Origin of the sequence: Pseudidiomarina atlantica, assembly GCF_000753735.1 — a bacterium.
GTDB classification, from domain to species: domain Bacteria; phylum Pseudomonadota; class Gammaproteobacteria; order Enterobacterales; family Alteromonadaceae; genus Pseudidiomarina; species Pseudidiomarina atlantica.
This window is the reverse complement of the sequence record NZ_JPIN01000011.1, coordinates 13,599-32,244: the sequence shown is the minus strand read 5'-3', so window position 1 is coordinate 32,244 and position 18,646 is coordinate 13,599. Positions and strand designations below refer to the sequence as shown.

Below are 18,646 nucleotides of genomic sequence, written 5' to 3'. Positions count from 1 at the left end.
CTATAATAAATGGGCTATAAATTGGAAATAATCTATTTTAATGGATAAAACAGGAAAGCAAATTAAATGTCAGCTAATTTCACTTTAGACGCGCTCGATAAATTTATCCTCAATGCGTTGCAAACGAACGCGCGAACTTCCTATGCCGAGCTGGCGCGGGCGCAGAATGTCAGTGCTGCGACTATTCACGTGCGCATTGAGAAGTTGCGGCAAGCGGGGGTGATCACTGGCACTCATGTACACGTTGATGCGCGCAAACTCGGCTATCAAGTATGCTGTTTTATTGGCATTAATCTGGCGCGCGCAGGGGACTACCCGCGCACGTTGGCACGGCTAGAGGCCTTGCCTGAAGTCGTTGAGGCGCATTATACGACAGGGCAGTACAGTATATTTATCAAGGTGTTAGTGCAGTCGATTGAGCAGTTGCAAGATTTATTGATCAACAAAATCCAGTCGATTGATGAAATACAAGCGACGGAGACGTTGATTAGTTTGCAGCAGCCAATTTTGCGCAACGCGCCGGTGGTGTAGTCAGCGCTCAAGCTCTGTCAGCGAGCTGCGTTAAGTACTGACAATGTGAGGCTCCAGCGCCTTCCTAACCGCAGGGGCAATAGCTCCGTAAAACTTAAGCGTGTCAACGCGTTGCACCGGAAGTCCTTGTTGTAAGACGTCGTCTGCTGAAGCGCACATCACTAGGGCGTCCAATGTCTGGTCGGTTAAGAACATGACAGCGACATGGTAGAAGTCGTTGCTAGCGTGAAAGATTTCGGTGTCATTGATAAAATTTTGACGCGTTGAGAGTATGTCTGCTGCTTTGAGAGCTGGTAAAGTTGGCAAACTGCAACCCACGTTTTCATATTGCTTACGCAGTTCAGCGGCGGTCTGTTGTGCGGCTTCGACCGCTTGAGCTGCCGCGCCGTCGGCATCGGCGGCATCGGCGGCATAAACCAGAATCACCACAGGAATCCGGCCCTGCTGCGGAACACGCGAGGCGAGTAATTCTGTGTATAAGTGGCGCGCAGTGGTCGAGCCGAGATCTGGCTGGCCATTGACTTCACAAATTGCTGCCCCCGTCTCGCGCCAAGAACGGCTGATATCCGGAATGATCAAGTCGACTCCAGCAAGGTCAAGGCGCAATGCAGCGGCAGCGCGCTCGGCTAACACGGCATTATCGGGATGCACCATGTCCGTCACCACATGCGGCGTGCCGCCAGTGGCGACGTTCGCAATGCTATGCAAGCGGACAAACTGGCCTTTCTTGGGAACATCCGAAGCTTTTAACTGCTGCTTCGCGAGCATTAACTCGGCATCTTTATTGAGCTGTAAGGGCTTTAGAGTTTGTTTGGCGCTACCGGGCATGCGAGCAGGGTTTTGATTCTCTTTTTCAATCAGTTGCTTGATGGAGCTACTGCCATCACCGGTGACTCCTGCCGGCCGTCGTTCAACCGCCCAAACAAGCTTGCCGTCGAACACCGTCAGACGATAATCGCGGCCTTCGACATGTTTCTCAATCAACACACTCTTATTGAACTTGGTGGCCTTTTCATACGCAAATGTCAGCTCCTTGGCATCGGTAATTGCCGCCGTGACACCACCACCGCCATCTTGATTATAAGGCTTCGCAACCACGGGGTAGCCAAGGTGTTTCGCCGCATCAAGTGCGTGATTTAAGGAGCTGACCAAATAGTGCTTGGTGGTGGGGAGGCCCGCGGTTCTGAGCCGCTGGATGCTTAATTTTTTATCACGCGCGAGACGCGCTGAAAGATTCGATGTTTGTTCGCTAAAAGTATGGTTAAACCATCGCGAATTACGACCGAGGCCATACTGTGCAGTAGCGTTGGCAATAATGAAAAGGGGCAAACCGAGCACGTTTGCGGCATTCGTCATGAGGGGGCTGGGGCTATTGCGTTTCATCGGCTCAAGCTTTTTGAGCGCGGCAGTGTCGAGTGATTTTTCACTGGTAAACAGCGCGAGGCGCCAACATTGATAGATGATATCGGTATTGCAGTGCAGAACTGGGATACTCAATACGCTCCAGTCCGAGCTGCTGTCGAGCGGTGTTGTATCTATGCTTATGCCATCGCTGTCGACTGAAAACCCCATAAACTCAATGTGTTGCTGAGTTCTTTTGACGAGGTTATTCAATAGCTGAGGCCAGTCATCGTAGGCATTTTCTGACTTTACCCGGACCTTCAACGTCGGAAAATTTCGGCCATGTAAGTAGCCTTGTTTATACTCGAACGGACCATTTTTTAAGATGAGTTTGGCTGTCATTTGGGCTTAGGACTCTCAGTTAGGTATTGCGCGGATGGTGGTGAGTGACCAACGCATGCCGACTTGGTTGTGGGCGATCGTCGCTACGCCAAGGTGGCGTTCGATGGCTTCTTGGGTATCCTTAGTAGTGGATAGCTCTAGGTCGAATAATTGATGACAGAACTCAGCCATCTCTTGTTTATTATTGAATTTCCAGAAGAAATGGTTGTGCTTGTGGGCTGTGATGGTGAAGTTGGCTTGGCGTAATTCCTGCTTGGTGCGCTCGTCGAGGTAGATCCCTTCATGCCCGGTACTATTGTTTGCACCCACGTAAGTGTCGAGAAATGTTGCGACATTTGAACCTGTGGCCACATCGGAAATGATAAGTTCGCCGTTGCTTTTTAGGACTCGGTGCAGCTCTTTGAATAGGGGCGTTTTGTCCTCTAAATGATGTAAGCCGGCGACACTGATGGCGACGTCGATGGCTTGGTCCTGCCAAGGTAGCGGAAGGAGTGGCCGATCGGTGATTTGGGTGTTTGTGGTTGATGGGCTGGGGCTTACGTGGCTGGTGCTCGCATGGTGCATGAAGCTTGCGCATGGTTCGTGGCCGAGCCAAATACAGTTAGGCGGCAGATAACGTTGCAGATAACCGCCACCAGCTGGGACATCAGCAACTCTGAGCTGCTGCTGTGGGTTGGTTAGGATGTTTGCTGAGGCGTTTAGTGCCTGTAGAAACTCTTCGTCACGGGCATGCGGATACGCCTGCATCGCTCGTTCGTAGGCGGTGCCCCTTTGTTCGAAATGCTCTTGGTAACTTTTTGTTGTTGTTTTAATCGGTTGAGTCTTCACGCTGCTTTCCCTAATTGCTTCAGCTCATAGTTATAGCAAACATTTCGTTATTGGCTATCGTACCGCCGCAACTTTTTTGCTACATTGCGTCAAACGTCGACTGGGTGCAGCCGCCAGCCTTTGCGTGGTGCGGCTCCCTCCGCTAAAAAGGGCAGCCCACTTGCGCGGGCCTCGTGCTTTTAGAAAGGGCAGCCCTTTTTAGGTGGAAGTCGACCGTCAATACTGGCGTTCAGGCATTTTCGCTAACGCTTTTTTACATTATCAGAGTGAGTATCCGTGAACGTGTTAACACCTATCAGTCTATTGCTCCTTGCCTCAGTTCAAGCTGCGGCTGTCGAAGATGAAGCCCAAGCAGAAGAAGAGTTTGTAACATCCTCGTATGAACGTGCTGTCGAGGTTGGTATGCAGCAGTGCTTGCAGACCACAAAAGAGTTATCCGAGTTTGTACTCGACGGTCATGCGCATGGCTCCCATGATATGTGGGGGACCGAAGCACCAAATGATCGTCCATTTGACTCGCTGATCGTGAAAGAGTACTCAGACGGCGATAGTCATATCTCAATGACGATCATGCCGCGCGAGGGAGCCTGTGACTGGAGCTATACGGAAACATACGTTGTTGAACAGTCGTGCTCCGTGATTCGTGAAGAATGGTTTGGCGACATGAAATATACTGGCGCTCTGCGCGATATATCGGTGGCTTTGCATAATGACGAGGGGCTTAATGTGTATTTAACGCCAGTCGTTGCGGGGGAAATGTGCCTAGTAACGAAACGCGAAGTTTACATCCAGTCTGAACAACCGTAACACCCCACCACGCTTGGCATTAATTGCGAAAAAGGGCAGCCCTTCCTGCGGTAACGGCCAACTTGGAGGTAGGGCTGCCCTTTCTATGTAGAGCGTAACAATTTAGAGCATCTGCAAAAACGCGAGCAGGGCGTCCTCTTCTTCGCGCGTTAGCGAGAAGGGCATAAGTTCGGCGGTAGTTTCTGGGTATGGCATCACCAGCGGTAAAGAGGCTGGGCGTCGTGGTCGCGGCCCGCCATGGCTGTACTGGCGAACGATGCCGCGTAGATCGTTGAATAAGCCATTGTGCATCCATGGTTGATGCTGCATCAGTCCTCGTAGCATAGGGGTGCGGAAAGCGGCCAAGTTTTCAATCCGTTGCTCATGCTCCCAGCGGCCTAAGTCCTCAAATCGGCGACCGTAATAATGAAAGCCCGTTACGTGGAACTCTTGGTCTGAGAGCAAGGCTCCGCTATGGCATCGAATGCAGCCCGCTTTGGTGCGGAACAAATGTAGCCCATGCAGCTCTTGGTCAGTCAGCAGCGAGGACGCCAAGGCGACATCACCATCGTCAACAGCCCACAAAAATTGGTCCAAGCGGTTATCAGGGTGTTCATGCAGGGTCAAGGTTCGCTGAAATGCACTCAATGCTCGAGCAATTTCCGACCAAGCAGATTCGCCATATTTATCCGACACATAATCAACGGCGTGCTGTCGCGTGGAGGCCATCTCTACGGGATCTTCCAACGGCATGTGTGCTTGCTCCTCCAAGTTTGCTGCTCGCCCGTCCCAAAACAATGTGTCCCACAAGTGCACGTCCAACAAGCTTTGTGCGTTGCGTTTACCCAGTAATCCATCGACACCTGGCGTCACCCGTTCAGTGTCTGCAAAGCCATGTGAACTTTTGTGACAACTTGCACAGCTGACTTTGCCGTCGCGCGAGAGCCCCGGATCGTGAAATAGCTGTGCGCCAAATCTGACTAATTCCGGGTCCTGAGTAGAAGGGGCAGGAAGGGGCTGCAAATCATCGGCTGCTCCTACCGCAAGCGGAGGCCATTGCTCTTGCGGGAGTACATAGCGTTGCCACAATGTCGCAGAAAAACTAGAACTCGTGTCAGCAGTGCCGTTGCTGGAAAAAAGGGCAGCCCCCACGAGCAATAAATGGAACAGCAGAGGCAGCGATATGATGGTCATCAACAGCAGTTTGAATCTAGCGCCACGCATAATTGACTCCGAACCAGAACGACCGACCGGTCTCAATTCCTGCTAGGCCTGGGCCGACACTGTAGGTGCGAGAATTGAGCAAATTTGACACTTCAAATGACAGACTCAGCTCATGCTCCTCATGCAGGGCAAACTCATATTGGAAAACTGCATTCAGTAACGTGCGAGCAGGGCGCTCGACCACCCGAAATACGGGGTAATTGAGGGCGTCTACTTCGCAATCTGAGCAGATTTGGTCGCCTCGTGATATTTCTCGCAACAAACCTGTATTTTCCGCACTTTCGTATTCGCCAACGTAGTTCACCATTAGGGTTGTACTGAATGCGTCTGACCAATCACTTCGCAGCGATAAATGGGCTGTTAGCGGACGTGAAAAGTCGTCTTGGCGACGAGATAAATCATCCAAGCTAAGCAACCGATAATCATCACCCGTTTGTAAGAAGACGATCTCATCTTCAGGAATGGCTTCAACAGTCGCATCGTAGGATTCTGCAGTTGTCTCATTTTCGGTGTGGCTTGCGTGCAGCCAGAGTCCATGACGACCAAAGGCACGCTGATAGGAAAGGGTTAGGCGTTGATGCGTGCCTTCACCTTCGTTGCCTTGGATGATTTCGGTGTAACCGTCGCGATCGATAGTATTTTCGCGCGTTAACAAGTCGCGACGCCAACGCTGTACTGCTTTGATGCTGAACACACCGCCGGCAATCCGCTGTTTCCAGGCCAAGGTCGCTTCATCGCTATAAGGCGTGCGCAAATCGTCAAAGCGATAGCGAAACCGTTGCGCGTCGGACGAGGTGCGCCAGTCCTGCACAACACCGTTCACCAGCGAGCGATATTGCGTGATATAGCCGCGTTGTTGCTCGCGAATTTTATAGGTGAGCACATTTGCGTTGTAGTAACGGTTGGCTCCTAAAATGAAACGCGCATCGCCAATATCTACGCCTGCTTGTAAACGTGGTGCAAAATTAAAATTACGCAAGAAGTCGTCATAATCTGCGCGTAAACCCAGCTTAAACTCCCAAGAATTCAGGTCGATAGAATGTTGTAGATAGCCAGCAGATTCCTGTAACGCAACATTAATGTACTCTAATGGATACACTCGGCGATACTGAAAAAATTGTCCCCTTGTCAATAGGTTAGCTTCATATGCTGCGAGGTGTTCCGGGTTACTGAAGTCAATCGTGCCGCCGAGCTCTTCCGCTAAAATTTCTAACGGAATTTGAAAACTTTGCTCAATACAATCAAGAGTTTGTCCCCGGCAGTCGATATTGGCATCGCGAAATGGACTGTTGTAGACCAAACCGGTTTCCGTGCGGCGTCTTGCTAACTCTAGGTAGCTGGTTTCAAAGCCCATTTCAAAGCGATGATCACTGGCGCCCAATTGCCAAGTATCGAAGTTGATTGAGCCTTGCCAAGTTAAGGATTCTTGCTCCTTTTCAATATCGCCATAACCGCCCTCAACACTGAAAGGAACTTCACCCGAGTCAATGCCCCAATCTTTGCCGGGAGCACGGTACCACGGCAAATAAATATTTGGCGCGGAGCGGCTATTTTCGGAGCTTGCGTAGGCTACGGAGGTAGCAAAAAGGGCAGCCCTCACTCGATGTTCCGCGGAAATTTGCAAGGTCTGCCCTCCACCTTCGATGGAGAACGCGGAATCCTTGACATCAGGCAGTAAATAACCGCCGTCGTAGGGTGAGTAAGTCGCTGAAATTCGAACCTCATCGAGACCCCAGGCATAGCTTGTGAATGCAAGTCTGCTACTGACGGATTCGCGTTCGGTTAGCTCGTTCTGCCGCAGCGAAAGTTCGGTCACGGTAGAAGTGGTGCGACTCAATGCAAAGTCGAGCGCGTAGTCATCACCTATAGGTGCGGTGCCGCTTAAACTCAGAGTACGTTTGCTGAACTCGGGTGTTGCGAAGGTTTCCGCATCATTATCGTCGGCGCCTTCTTGGCCGTTTAATTGACGCTCATCGATAACGCGATAGCGATTCCAACTTGATTCGCTGCCGCGATAACTGAGGTTGAGACTGGCGTCAGACGGCATATTACGCCTAGCCTGCACATCGACTACTCCGCCTGAGAAGCCGCCAAATTTGGCGGGTACGTTGCTGTCATAGACGGTTACATTGTCGACCAAGCTCTGGTTGATAAAGGTCGCTTGTGGGTGACCCTGCACGTCATTAACCTGCGCAGGCGAGGCATCGCTTGCAGCAGGGTCGAGACGCGAGTTGTTATTGACACCGTCGAAGAAGAAGCCGGTTTGCCAAGGTTGTGCCCCCGATATGGATAATAGCTGCGAACGAATTTCGCCTTGTGCTTCCGCACTTAGAGCACTTTCCGAGCCTTGCACTCCAGGCAACGTCAGCAATAAGTCTGTGATATTGCCGTTGCCCTGCGGAAGGCCATCCAAATAGTCGCGCGATAGGTTGTACTCACCGCTTAATGTGAGGCTTTCGGGTGCATAACGCTGACCCCTGACAATAATGCGCTCGAGCGGTTTGATTTCCGGCGCACGGCCTTGGTCTGCTTGGCTTTCAGCCGCAGAAAGGGCTGCCCTTTCTGATTTGGCCGGTGCGGAGGAGGAGGGCTGCCCTTTTTCGGTGGGCGGCGCCTCGCTAGCGCCCGCAGCATAAGCGTCGGGCGCAATAAAAACGTTGCAAGCAAGCAGAGGTGTTAGCGCCACCCACAGGCGTGAAAATCTAGCCGAGTGGCGTTGGGTCGTTGGCATCTTCAACTCCATCATTGTCGGCATCGTTATCGGTTGCAATATCGTTTGCTTCGAGTTGCTCAGGCGAAGCATTAACCGCTAAAAAGTTAGCTAGGCCATCGCTATCCGTATCCACTGAAGCTACGAGACTGGCAGGGAAGTCGTCTTGCAAAGCTTGGGTTTGTGCAATGATTGCGCCATAAGTGAGGCGCTCGGCTGCACCAAGCGGCAGTTCAGCCAATAGTTCACCTGCAAGTGAGTACTTACGCAGTGAGCTCATGGCGCGAACAAAATCTTCGGCTAAATCTAGTGCATCGGCCGCGGGCGTTGCGCGTAATGCGGTGGCTAAAGAGGAACTAACGACTTCATTTAATAGCTCAGCGCGCTGCATTATTGACGCGTAGTCGTCGTCGTTATATGCAACTCGGCGCATCCGCTCGAGTAGGGAGAAGCGGTCAAACAACACTGCATTGGTCGGTTCTAGACTCGACAACAGTTTAGCCACTACGATCAATTGCTTAGTACGGGCAAGGTTCGATAAGCTTTCATCACTCGCTAAATTTAACAAATGCTCTACTGCCTCAAAAGCAACGGTATAGGCACCGCTGTGAACACTCACTCGCGCGTAATCGACCCAGAATTCGAACTGTTCTTCAGAGTCTGTGGTTAATTCCACAAAACGCGACCGTAAAGCTTCCAACACGTTCAACGCGCGCTGATTCGAGTTGACGGCTTGCCAAGCGGTGACAGCGTCAATGTGAGCGTTCACTACGTCGGCAACAGAAACGTCGCCCTCTACTGCAGTGAAGTATGTTGTGGCCATAGATTCGCAAGCTTGTGCGGCATCGTTTGCATCGAGGCTGTCAACACTTTGATAAAGCTGAACAAATTTAAGGCATCCACGTGTTCCAGTGGTATACAAGGTGGCGCCACCGTTCTCTGCAATGTAAGCACTGGAGGTCAAAACTTCCAATCCGGCGGCAAATGCGACTGCCGCTTCAGCTTCGTATCCGAGTGCCAGCAATTGCGCACCTAAATAGGGGCTAGAAACTGTATTTTGTGTAAACTGGGTCTGCAGCTCACGTAAATCATTAGCAAAATCGTTACGCAGCTGAGCGATTGCATCTTGCACCGAGCCGCCATTCAAAATCCCCGCTAATGCTGACGCTCCGCTGATGGCGGTTTGCGCTCTTGCGAAAATAACACTGTCACTTGGGATTAAATTAAAGGGGACGTTCTCACTGCTTGGACGCTCGGGATAGAGGATTGCGAAAGCTGCAGCGGCGTCCACTAGCGGAAACGTGTAGTCTTGCAAACTATTTGCGGCGTACGGTTTTGCCTCACGAGCTAACTCAGAATCGTAATCCACCGCTGTATAATAGCTAATAGTTTCAGCGAGTTGTGTGCGGGCTGCCTCGAGCTCTCCAATACTAATGTAGTAGCCAACGGCAGTCGCACTATAGAGCGGTGCAAGTTTGTAGGCCCGCTCTCCTGCCAAGTCGCCGCGCGTTAACGTTTGAAAGCCCGTGCTGGCGACAATGCCGCTAAAACGATCGATTGCAGCTAGTGCTGTGTTACGTGACGTGTTATCCCGTTGCTGCTGATAGGCTTCGATTGCTGCCGAAACTTGATTTCGGTAGGCGGTTACCAATCGGCCGTAAGCTGTTGAATACTCTGTATTTGCACCGCCAATAGTTGACGTATAGAGGTTTAACTGTTGAATTGTTTGTTCGGCACCTGCGTTGTCGTTGGCATTGACCTGTTGATTTAGCAGGGTCAACAAAAAGCTTGCATCGGTTGCAGAGATATTGGCGAGGCCATTATCAGCGATGAATTGTGCGTAGGCGTTCAGCGCATCGCGACGTAGCCGATTGGCTGTTTCTTGGTCGTTGCCTTGTTCGTAAGCCTTAGCGAGATCTTGAAGAGCCCGCGCGGTCGCCTCTTGACCGCGAATATGGTCGTCAAAAATGCGGTCGACTTCGGTTTGTAACGCTGCTTTGGCATACCCCTGTGCGATGGCGCTGTAAGCAGGAGCGGCAAGAATATCGTCATTGATGGTTGCGGCTTTGGCTTCGGCATTTTTGAGATGGGATTTGTCAGACCGATAGTAATAAGCTGCTTTTTCTGCGTTTGTGGTATATGCCGGTTTGAGTTGGATCGTCGCTTTAGTCTCAGCGATTCCATCACTTACAGCAATCTTAAATGATTGATTTGGCAACGTTAAAGTATCTATTTCTAACGTAAATGCTCCATCGTTTGCGAGTGTTAACGAGCCTGTTTCTGGTGCTTCGATTAGCTCGAAAGTGAGTGTATCGCCGTCTATGTCTTCAGCATTAATCTGGCCGTCGATTCGGTTTTCTGCCGCAACTTCGATGAGCGATTGGGTGATGCGCGGCGCGTCATTGACTGGCGCAACATCAAAGCTGATCGAGTAGCGCGTGTTGCCGGCCTCAATGAGAACAGAGTCTGCGCCGTTGAAGTCTTGATTAGGAGTGTAGGTTACGAGTGCTGCACCGACACTGACTTCACCATGTTGTGGCGCAGTGATGACGATGGGTGTGCCGTTAAAGTTTACCGCCTGCTGCCAGGAGGTGTCTTCGTTGAGTTGCGCTTGGATGGATTCGAGCGCGGGTTCGTTATTGCTGTCAGAACCACCGCATGCGCCGAGCGTGCATAACGCCGCTAGTGTTATGCCTATTTTTGAGCGTTGTACCATTGGTTAATCTCCCAAGATTCAAATTTCCATCGATCCTAATGCGAATCATTCGCATTTGCAACAAGTGGGTTGGCTTTTGTTTTTGGGGCGAGGTCCAACTGCGCTATAGGCCTTGTTGGCGCTGCAATGCCATCGTAGAAAGGGCAGCCCCTCTGCGGCGGCGGGCATCGCAGCAGAGAGGGCAGCCCTTTCTCCGCAACTTATTGCTTTTTCGGACTCTTCGAGTAAACTCGCACAAAGACTCGGAGATAAATTACATGTTGGTAATACCGCGCCAAACCGCGCACGCAGTTCTAATCTTTCACGCCTAAGCCGGCCGCGCTTTACGCTGCGACCGGCTCATTTCGCATCTAACAAATTTAAATAGTTTTACAATTAGGGGAGGGGAGCTATGAGCATCCTGCCGGAAATAGTTATTTCAAAACATGATTTACAACGTTTGGAAACTTTGCTTGAAAAGCAAAAAGCGGGTGATGAATACGCAGCAAAATTGGAAGATGAGCTGGCGCGCGCGAGAATAGTAGCGCAGAGCGAGTTACCTGAAGGCGTGGTCACTATGAACTCCCGTGTTCGCTTCGAAATTATCGAGTCTGGAAAAGTTTTCGAAAAACGTTTGTGCTACCCAGAGGAACGCGTCAATGATCACGATGATATTTCTGTTCTTACCGCGGTTGGGAGTTCTCTTATCGGCTTGTCTGAGGGCGCAACCATTCCTTGGTCGCACAACGGCAAACCGTTAACGGTCAGAGTTACGGCAGTTTTTCCGCCTGCCGCTTAGTATCAGGCAGCGTCATTTCAACGCGCGGTGGGTAGTAGCAAATATCTAGCGCGCCGTTACCTTTGTAGATAAAAAACTCGTTGTTGCGTGCTCGAGCCTCCGTGAGACGCTTTGTATAAGCCACTCCTGTAGTTTTTTGAATGCGAATGCTCGGTCGTTCTTGGCTATCTATCATACTGAATAATTCAGCTTTTTTGATGCTTCCTCGCGGTTTATTCGATTGGATGACACCTCCAGCTTCAACGCTGCCGCGCGGCAATGCTTGCAGGTGTTCCATACCTTTAATCACACGCCCAAAGATGGTCATGTTGCGATCAAGATGCCGTGGAGCATGGCCGAGGACGACGTAAAAATGATTGGCTGCGCTATCGGGCTCGTTTGATCGCGCCATAGCGAGGGTTCCAGGACAATGCACCAACCACTCATTAGTCTCATCGCGCGCCGCAGCGAAGTGATTTAGATATCCTTCGCTTTTGGCCAACAGCGCTGGCTGCTGCACTAATAACCAATCTGTATTGTTATCTTGCGAACGTTCAAACTCCGCCGCCAATGGCGCTTCATCTGCGGCACCCTCAGGCCCAGCTTGAGCGACAAAGCCTTCGATCACTCGATAAAAATCGATTTGATCATAATTTCCGTGTTGAACTTGCTCACGAAAATGCTGCACATGATTCGGCGCAAAAAAAGGTGCGAGTTCAATGATCACGTTGCCAGTATCAAGCTCAAACAAGACAAGATTTTCAGCTTTTGGAATGTACCAATCCTGGTCCTCTTGCAGTGAATTATGAGGTTCATTTGCGAGAGCGCAACTCGTTGTCGCAACAACCAGCAGCGCAGTAAAAATGGCACGAATCTGCATAGAAAGGGCAGCCCTCTTTTGGATAATTTAATGTGCATCCGACCGCTAAAGAGGGCTGCCCTTCCTTGTCGTGCGGTGATGCGGGAGGGAGGGCTGCCCTTTCTGGTGGTAGAACGGTGTTTGTAAGCTAACAATGACACGAAAACATCATGTTGCACAACGTCGCTATACTGAAATTTAAGCGACCAACAAGGATAGTTGAGATGCCTAATCGTAAACGAAATGATGTGCCGGGAATTGCGTTACACATTACCCAACGAGGGAATAATCGCCAGCGAATCTTTAAAGATGAAAATGACTGCCAGCGGTTTGCGGGAATGCTCATTCGCTTTGCAAAGAAGTACGAAGTTGCAGTCCATGCTTGGGTTTTTATGCCAAATCATATTCATTTATTGGTAACACCGAATAGTCGCCACAAAGTTGGGCGTATGATGATGTGTCTTACGGGCTGTTATACGCGTTATTACAACGCCAAATATCACCGCACAGGAACGCTTTATGAAAAGCGCTTTTTTTCATCTTTAGTTGGCGATGACGAATATGCAATTACGGTGTATCGGTATATTGAATTGAATCCGGTAAAGGCGCGTTTGACGCGCCACCCAAGAAGTTGGCATTGGAGTTCGTATCGTCATAATGCGGAGGGGCTTTTTTCTAAGTTCTTACAGCCGCATAAGGCATTTTTGCAATTAGGAAGGAACCCAATCGAATGCCGGCAGAATTATCGAAAATTAATCAATACAACCAAAGTTCACAGCCGTGAATATCGCAAACTTCTCAATAGAATTCGCGCGACTCAGCTCGCGCAAGGTGCCTTTGGTTCTGATGATTTTGTCGAGGCCATGTCGGCGCGACTTGGGCGAAAGTTAAAGCTAAAGCTTGATGAAGATTGACCTTTTTACGGCTGCTAAAAAGACTTTGTAATTCAATCATCGTAGGTCGGCTCAATCGGCGCGCGATGCCCCTTACATAGGCTTATCAGCCAATCTGTTAATGCCTCGTGCGATGGATTTCGCGCATAAGCTTCGGGGTAGATAAAGTAAAAGCTATCGTCCGTTTTAATGCTGTTAAAAGGTAATTCAAATAGCTCGCTTTCTCGTTCTCTAGCGGTAGTCATGAATTCATTTAACAAAGCGATACCCTGTCCATACTTGGCAGCTTCGGATGCCAACAACAAATGACTAAAGTGATGAATTTTGGTGTGAGCCGGAATTTTCGAGCCAAATGTTTCAAACCACACTTGCCAATCTTTCCCGGGCTCTTGTGACGCAAATGTAGATGCCGCAGAGAGCAAAGGATAATTAGCGATTTGCGTTTGATCTTCGAGATCTCGCAACTCAGACCAAAGCGCGGGAGCGCAATAAGGACGTAGTGTTTCATCATATAAATGCCAGATAACGAAACCCGTTTTAGGTGGTTTGGTCGTAATAAAACAATCGGCTTTCGCTGTATCAAATTCACCATCTTGAGTGAGTATTTGAAGGGATAAATCGACGTTTGGAAAGCGCTGACGAAACTCGTCGATTGCGGGAATGAGCCACTTCACTGCTAATGATCCAAACAGAGCTAATCGCAAGCGTCCGTCGGTGCCACTTTTTATTCCGCGTGTTGCCAACTGAATCGTCTCAATTGGAGAGTTTATTTTATCGTAATAACTTCGTCCTACGGCGGATAAAAGTAATTGTCGGCCGCGCCGAACGAAAAGTTCATGGCCTAAATATTCTTCAAGAATTTTTACTTGATGACTGACTGCGCTTTGAGTGACAAACAGGCGTTCGGCGGCTTTTGAAAAACTGCCTAAGCGTGCAACTTCAGAAAAGTAGTGAATGGACCGAAAGGGAATTGTCATTATTAGTAAAACTCATATTAAGCAGAATATATGTCATTTTATATAATAAAGAATCACGCGTAAACTCCGGCTTATCAATCGATAGCGAATAAGGAGGCGTTATGGATCGTTCATTAATTCAAGCAGTGTTCATGTTGGTTCTCGGCAATAACGTCGCCATTTTATCTGATTCGCTCATCAAACTTCTGGATGGTTATGAAACGCCATTTCAGTTTGCGTTTATGCGACAAATAAGCGCGTTGTTGGTACTGGTACCGCTGCTAATGCTTATGAAAAAGTCACTTCGGCCACGCCAAATAAAATGGCATTTCGTGCGGGCACATGTTTGGTTTCTAAGCTCTTTATTCATGGTGCTTTCGCTGACGACTTTACCGCTTGCTACAGCAAATGCGATTTTCTATGCCGCACCGTTAATTACGGTATTTCTTGCGGTTTTATTTTTCGGTGAGCGAGCAAGTTGGTTTGCAATTCTTACTTCGATTTTAGGGTTAGTTGGTGTCATCGTTATTGTAAACCCAAGCGAAGTGAACGGCTTCGTATTGGCTGCACTAGGTGTGGCTTTAGCGCTGGCTGTAAATAACCTCCTTATTAAAAAGTTACCAGCCGAGCATGGCGTTATGGAAACACTTTATTTAACTACTATTCTGGGAGTTCCTGCTGGAATTATCGGTACTTTAATTGAGGGAGGAGCTTGGAATTGGAATATGGCGGCGCTTGCGTTTGGTTCGAGTATTTTTGTTTTGATTTATGCGGCGACCTGTGTATTCGCTTACCGAGCAGCCCAGAGTAACGTTGTTTCTAGTGCGGAATATACCGGTTTAGTGGGTGCTGTCGTGGTCGGAATGATTTTCTTTGCGGAGCAACCCGAGCTACGTTTCTATATTGGCGCCGCACTGATAGTGGTACCGCTTATCATCCTCACATCTATGCAGCGCCAACCTGCTGATTCAGCAGCATAAAACCTCCAAAGTGGGCAGCCCTTCCTCGGTCGGAGCGGTGCAGGCAGGGGGGGCTGCCCTTTCTCGAGATTTAGAGCTTACTCGGCGCGGGCTGCGCGTTGTTCGCGCTTGTTGGTGTACATTTCATGATCGGCTTCACGTAACAGATCTTCAATGCTTAGGGATTGGCCAATAAAGCGAGCAAAACCAATGCTTACCGATATAGGTATAACGTGATCACGCCAATGAAAAGGGCTGCCCTCCAAAATCTGCCGCAAAGCCACAACGCGTTTCTTAAGCTGTTCCAATTCAGTAACTCGGTCGAGAATAATCAAGAACTCATCACCTCCAGCCCGCACGGGCAAATCTGTACTGCGCACATTTTTACGAAGTAGATTGGCAAAATGAGATAAATAAGCGTCACCCACGCCGTGTCCATAGGTGTCATTGATGGCTTTAAAACCGTTTAAATCGAGGTTAATTAATGAAAAGTGACGACGAGGTTTATCAGTCATCATCTTATTGAGCCGCTCCATGAGCGCTCGTCGATTGGCTAGCCCGGTTAACTCGTCTTGACGAGCGTTCTTTCGTGCAAGTGTTGAGGCTCGGAGGAGGGCCGCTACAGTAACGTAAATCAGCACGATCAAGGCCCACAAGACAACCCGAATACCGAAGCTTAAAACCTGCTCCTTGGTGTTCATCTTGTTCGAGAATGTTGCCGCCATCTGCCAAGTACCATTCGGAATTTGTATGGGCAGTATCATGTCTGCTTCAGCAAAAGTAGAGATATCACCGAAGAAGACTGCGTTTGTCGTGCCGTCTTCAAGTTGTCGGCGCAATGCGAGCTCGGTGTCTGCAAGTCGTTCTAAATTAAGTAATGGACGGATCTTAGCAACATCCATAACCACGCTAACAGTGCCCCAGTAATCTTGATTTTTCGGAGCATCAAGAAAAATAGGGAAGCGTGCGATGATCCCGCGGCCGCCTTGAATCAGGTCTACGGGGTCGGTTACATAGACATCTTGGCTGATTCGTGCCTGCTGGACAGTTGCATATTGTTCTGGCGAAGTACGAAAGTCGAAACCAAGTGACGCTTGATTTCCCGCCAGTGGATGGACGTACTGAATAATATCATTCGGCGCAACCCCAACATTTCGAGCGATAACAGACTTTTGTAGTAATCTCTCTGCGACTGCCGGCCAAGTTGCGAGTGTACCTTCTGGGTCGAGCGACACGAGAGTTGCTAAGCTGTCGGCTATATAGGTTTCGCGATAAATCAATGATTGCAGATTAGAACGCAGTAATGAAACTCGACCTTCCATTTCGTCGCGTTGCTCAGACCGCACCTCCTGCAAGTACAATCGATGGACTTGTTCAATACCCCAGTAAGCACTCGCTAAATAAAGGGCACTTATGACTAGGATAAGCAATTTCCAGCGTTTGGACAGGCGCATCTGCATGGAGGATTCCGAGGTAATCTTTCAGATACTTTAGCTACATAAGAAACAGTCTGCAACCCGCTAATCTTCAATGAATGCCCAACGAATAGGGCAGAGGTCTGCTTCTAACAGCTCGGACCAGAGGGGGGCTGCCCTTTCTTCGGGAGAGAGGCAGCAAAGTGGGCTGCCCTTTCTAGGGGGTGGGGCAGCGGTAGCCGTGGGCTTGGAGTTGTTGGGCGAGGGCGGTGCGGGCGGTTAATTCGCCGTGGATGAGGCGGATTTCACCGATGCGCGATGCGCTGCGAACGAAGTCGATGAGTTCGGCTTGGTCGGCATGGGCGGAGTAGCCGCCTAAGGTATGAATTTGGGCGTTGATGTGGATGCGTTCGTCACCGAATTCGACATAGCCGCCAGTGGGGCCATATTGTTGAATGGCGCGCCCGGGGGTGCCATCGGCCTGATAGCCGACAAACACGACATCGGTGCGTGGGTCTGGTAATAGGGCGCGTAAGTAGTTCTGCATGCGACCGCCGGTGCACATGCCGCTGGCGGCGATGACGATACAGGGTTCGCCGCTGGTGCGCAGGAAGTTGACGATGTGTTCGTGTTCAACGTGGGTACGTACGACGTGCAAGCGGTCAAAATTCAGCGGATTGTGTCCGCTGCTTAAACGTGCGAGGGCGTCGGCGTCCCAAAGGTGTGTTAATTCGGCATAAAGTGCGGTGAATTCGCTTGCCATAGGCGAATCTAAAATGACGGTGATTTTGGGCCAAATGCCATCATTCGAGGTTATTAACTGTTCAATTTCATAGAGTAATTCTTGCGTACGACCAATACTAAAAGCTGGTATCAAAACTGCGCCGCCGTCGCTCACACAACGCTCCACCACCTTGCGCAAACGCTCAGCGCGGTCCACTCGCGATTCATGTAAACGGTCACCGTAGGTGCTTTCAAGAAAGAGCATATCGGCGTATTCCAGCGGTTCGGGGTCGGGTAAAAGTGGGGTGTTGCGGCAGCCGATGTCGCCGGAAAAAACGACACGATACTCGTCAGGCCAAGCAAATTCTACATAAGCTGAGCCAAGAATATGCCCGGCTTGGCGAAACCGCATGCGAACATCCCCCGCCGAACCCGCCGAACCCGCCGAACCCGCCAAGCCATCGCCAGTCACCCAGGCATCATAAGCCACGGGCCGCAGCATGCGGCGCAATGCGCCGAGAACTCCAGCAATCAATTCTGGATCGCGCGTGAGCCCGAGCTTGAGCGCATCCTCGATAACGATAGGAAGCAACAGTGCAGTAGCTTCGGTGCAGTAAATAGGGCCATGAAAACCGGCCATCAACAGATACGGAATGCGGCCGACATGATCAATATGGGCGTGGGTGACAATCAAGGCACGTACATGGGAAAGGTCAAATTCAATTTCACGACCAGTAGCTCCATCAGCTTCTGCCTCCGCCCCCTGAAACATGCCACAATCAATCAGCACAGAATCGTCTGGGCGCAAAAACAACTCATGGCAAGAACCAGTAACGCCTGCAAAAGCACCATGGTGAATCACCTGTGGCGGTCGTTGACCGAGCTGCCGAGCATCAACCGAGGTCTTCATTAAGCCCAACTCCGTGAAACTGGAGCCGGGTTTGCCGAGGTTTCAGCCGGCACCGTCGAAGCAGCCGCCACCGTCGAAGCAGTTGAAACTACTCGAACAGCCGATACCACCGCATCATTATCAACTGCATTCACAACAGCCTCAACAGCCTCAACAGCCTCAACAGTCACAACAGCCTCAACGCCCTCAACAGCCTCAACCGCACTTCGACTGCCTTGCTCAACCATACCCATACAAAGTAAAAGTGTTGCAAAAAAGATCAGCACAATTGGCGCGAACATATTCACTGAGCGCCCCATGATACTGATATCTGTCATAGTAACGATACCAATGTAAAAAGCACCGAAGCCACACATAATTAACAAAAGACTTGTGATTAATAGCGCGGTATCCAGATGTTTGCGGATCAGGCCAAAGCCAAGACTGGATGCGCAGGCGAGCCACGCGAAGGTCCATGCCGCATAGTTGTCACTCCAAGCAGCAATCAAAAAACCTAACAATACTCCGACGAACAGAGCGATGCGCATAGCTTCCTGTGTATTCGTAATTCCAACAAAAGTTATAAAAAGGTATCATCACCATGAATTGCAGACAAGCGCTTTAACGATAAAACCGCTCACAAACAAGCCCAATCGC

15 protein-coding genes are annotated in these 18,646 nt (G+C 50.0%); 5 read left to right on the top strand and 10 right to left on the bottom strand.

Features of this window, described 5'->3' with window-relative positions:
* The first annotated feature begins 66 nt into the window (after positions 1 to 66).
* Positions 67 to 531: a transcriptional regulator AsnC gene (gene asnC / locus IDAT_RS10095; RefSeq protein WP_034733336.1), complete on the top strand. Its 465-nt coding sequence runs from the start codon at positions 67 to 69 to the stop codon at positions 529 to 531.
* A 30-nt stretch (positions 532 to 561) separates the two neighbouring features.
* On the opposite strand, the gene IDAT_RS10090 is transcribed toward asnC, so the two are convergent.
* Together IDAT_RS10090 and IDAT_RS10085 are read right to left on the bottom strand one after the other, a co-directional pair.
* On the bottom strand, positions 562 to 2,274 hold the full coding sequence (locus IDAT_RS10090) for an ATP-binding protein (protein WP_051986712.1): 1,713 nt from the start codon (positions 2,272 to 2,274) through the stop codon (positions 562 to 564).
* A gap of 15 nt (positions 2,275 to 2,289) precedes the next feature.
* Positions 2,290 to 3,021 carry a class I SAM-dependent methyltransferase gene (locus IDAT_RS10085; RefSeq protein ID WP_081909820.1) on the bottom strand — a complete coding sequence of 244 codons (732 nt, stop codon included), beginning with the start codon at positions 3,019 to 3,021 and terminating at the stop codon, positions 2,290 to 2,292.
* 357 nt (positions 3,022 to 3,378) lie between these two features.
* Between IDAT_RS10085 and IDAT_RS10080 the strand changes: the two genes are divergently transcribed.
* Positions 3,379 to 3,909, top strand: a complete 531-nt coding sequence (locus IDAT_RS10080; RefSeq protein WP_051986707.1) for a hypothetical protein — start codon at positions 3,379 to 3,381, stop codon at positions 3,907 to 3,909.
* Positions 3,910 to 4,011: 102 nt separating this feature from the next.
* On the opposite strand, the gene IDAT_RS10075 is transcribed toward IDAT_RS10080, so the two are convergent.
* Genes IDAT_RS10075 through IDAT_RS10065 form a run of 3 tightly spaced genes read right to left on the bottom strand, consistent with a single transcriptional unit; the run spans position 4,012 to position 10,538 of the window.
* Entirely contained in the window at positions 4,012 to 5,112 is a 1,101-nt protein-coding gene (locus IDAT_RS10075; protein WP_051986705.1) for a cytochrome-c peroxidase, read from the bottom strand.
* Positions 5,099 to 7,843, bottom strand: a complete 2,745-nt coding sequence (locus IDAT_RS10070; protein ID WP_034733334.1) for a TonB-dependent receptor — start codon at positions 7,841 to 7,843, stop codon at positions 5,099 to 5,101. The genes IDAT_RS10075 and IDAT_RS10070 overlap by 14 nt, the downstream gene beginning before the upstream one ends.
* Entirely contained in the window at positions 7,815 to 10,538 is a 2,724-nt protein-coding gene (locus IDAT_RS10065; protein WP_034733333.1) for an Ig-like domain-containing protein, read from the bottom strand. The genes IDAT_RS10070 and IDAT_RS10065 overlap by 29 nt, the downstream gene beginning before the upstream one ends.
* A 391-nt stretch (positions 10,539 to 10,929) precedes the next feature.
* Between IDAT_RS10065 and rnk the strand changes: the two genes are divergently transcribed.
* Positions 10,930 to 11,316: a nucleoside diphosphate kinase regulator gene (rnk, locus tag IDAT_RS10060; RefSeq protein WP_034733332.1), complete on the top strand. Its 387-nt coding sequence runs from the start codon at positions 10,930 to 10,932 to the stop codon at positions 11,314 to 11,316.
* Here rnk and IDAT_RS10055 read toward each other — a convergent pair.
* Positions 11,288 to 12,175, bottom strand: coding sequence for a peptidylprolyl isomerase (locus tag IDAT_RS10055; protein WP_051986703.1), 888 nt, complete (start codon positions 12,173 to 12,175; stop codon positions 11,288 to 11,290). The two genes, rnk and IDAT_RS10055, sit on opposite strands and share 29 nt — an antisense overlap.
* Positions 12,176 to 12,378: 203 nt before the next feature.
* On the opposite strand from IDAT_RS10055, the gene IDAT_RS10050 reads away from it, so the two are divergent.
* On the top strand, positions 12,379 to 13,068 hold the full coding sequence (locus IDAT_RS10050) for a transposase (protein WP_034733331.1): 690 nt from the start codon (positions 12,379 to 12,381) through the stop codon (positions 13,066 to 13,068).
* A 32-nt stretch (positions 13,069 to 13,100) separates the two neighbouring features.
* Here IDAT_RS10050 and IDAT_RS10045 read toward each other — a convergent pair whose 3' ends face one another.
* Complete coding sequence (locus IDAT_RS10045; protein ID WP_034733330.1) at positions 13,101 to 14,024, bottom strand: LysR substrate-binding domain-containing protein; 924 nt, start codon at positions 14,022 to 14,024, stop codon at positions 13,101 to 13,103.
* A 101-nt stretch (positions 14,025 to 14,125) separates the two neighbouring features.
* On the opposite strand from IDAT_RS10045, the gene IDAT_RS10040 reads away from it, so the two are divergent.
* Positions 14,126 to 14,983, top strand: coding sequence for a DMT family transporter (locus tag IDAT_RS10040; RefSeq protein WP_034733329.1), 858 nt, complete (start codon positions 14,126 to 14,128; stop codon positions 14,981 to 14,983).
* A 77-nt stretch (positions 14,984 to 15,060) separates the two neighbouring features.
* Here IDAT_RS10040 and IDAT_RS10035 read toward each other — a convergent pair whose 3' ends face one another.
* The 3 genes from IDAT_RS10035 to IDAT_RS10025 form a co-directional block, all read right to left on the bottom strand.
* On the bottom strand, positions 15,061 to 16,422 hold the full coding sequence (locus IDAT_RS10035; RefSeq protein WP_034733328.1) for a diguanylate cyclase: 1,362 nt from the start codon (positions 16,420 to 16,422) through the stop codon (positions 15,061 to 15,063).
* A gap of 172 nt (positions 16,423 to 16,594) precedes the next feature.
* Entirely contained in the window at positions 16,595 to 18,010 is a 1,416-nt protein-coding gene (locus IDAT_RS10030) for an MBL fold metallo-hydrolase RNA specificity domain-containing protein (protein WP_051986702.1), read from the bottom strand.
* Complete coding sequence (locus tag IDAT_RS10025; RefSeq protein WP_034733327.1) at positions 18,010 to 18,537, bottom strand: hypothetical protein; 528 nt, start codon at positions 18,535 to 18,537, stop codon at positions 18,010 to 18,012. Before IDAT_RS10025 ends, IDAT_RS10030 begins: the two co-directional genes overlap by 1 nt.
* Between the last annotated feature and the right edge of the window lie 109 nt (positions 18,538 to 18,646).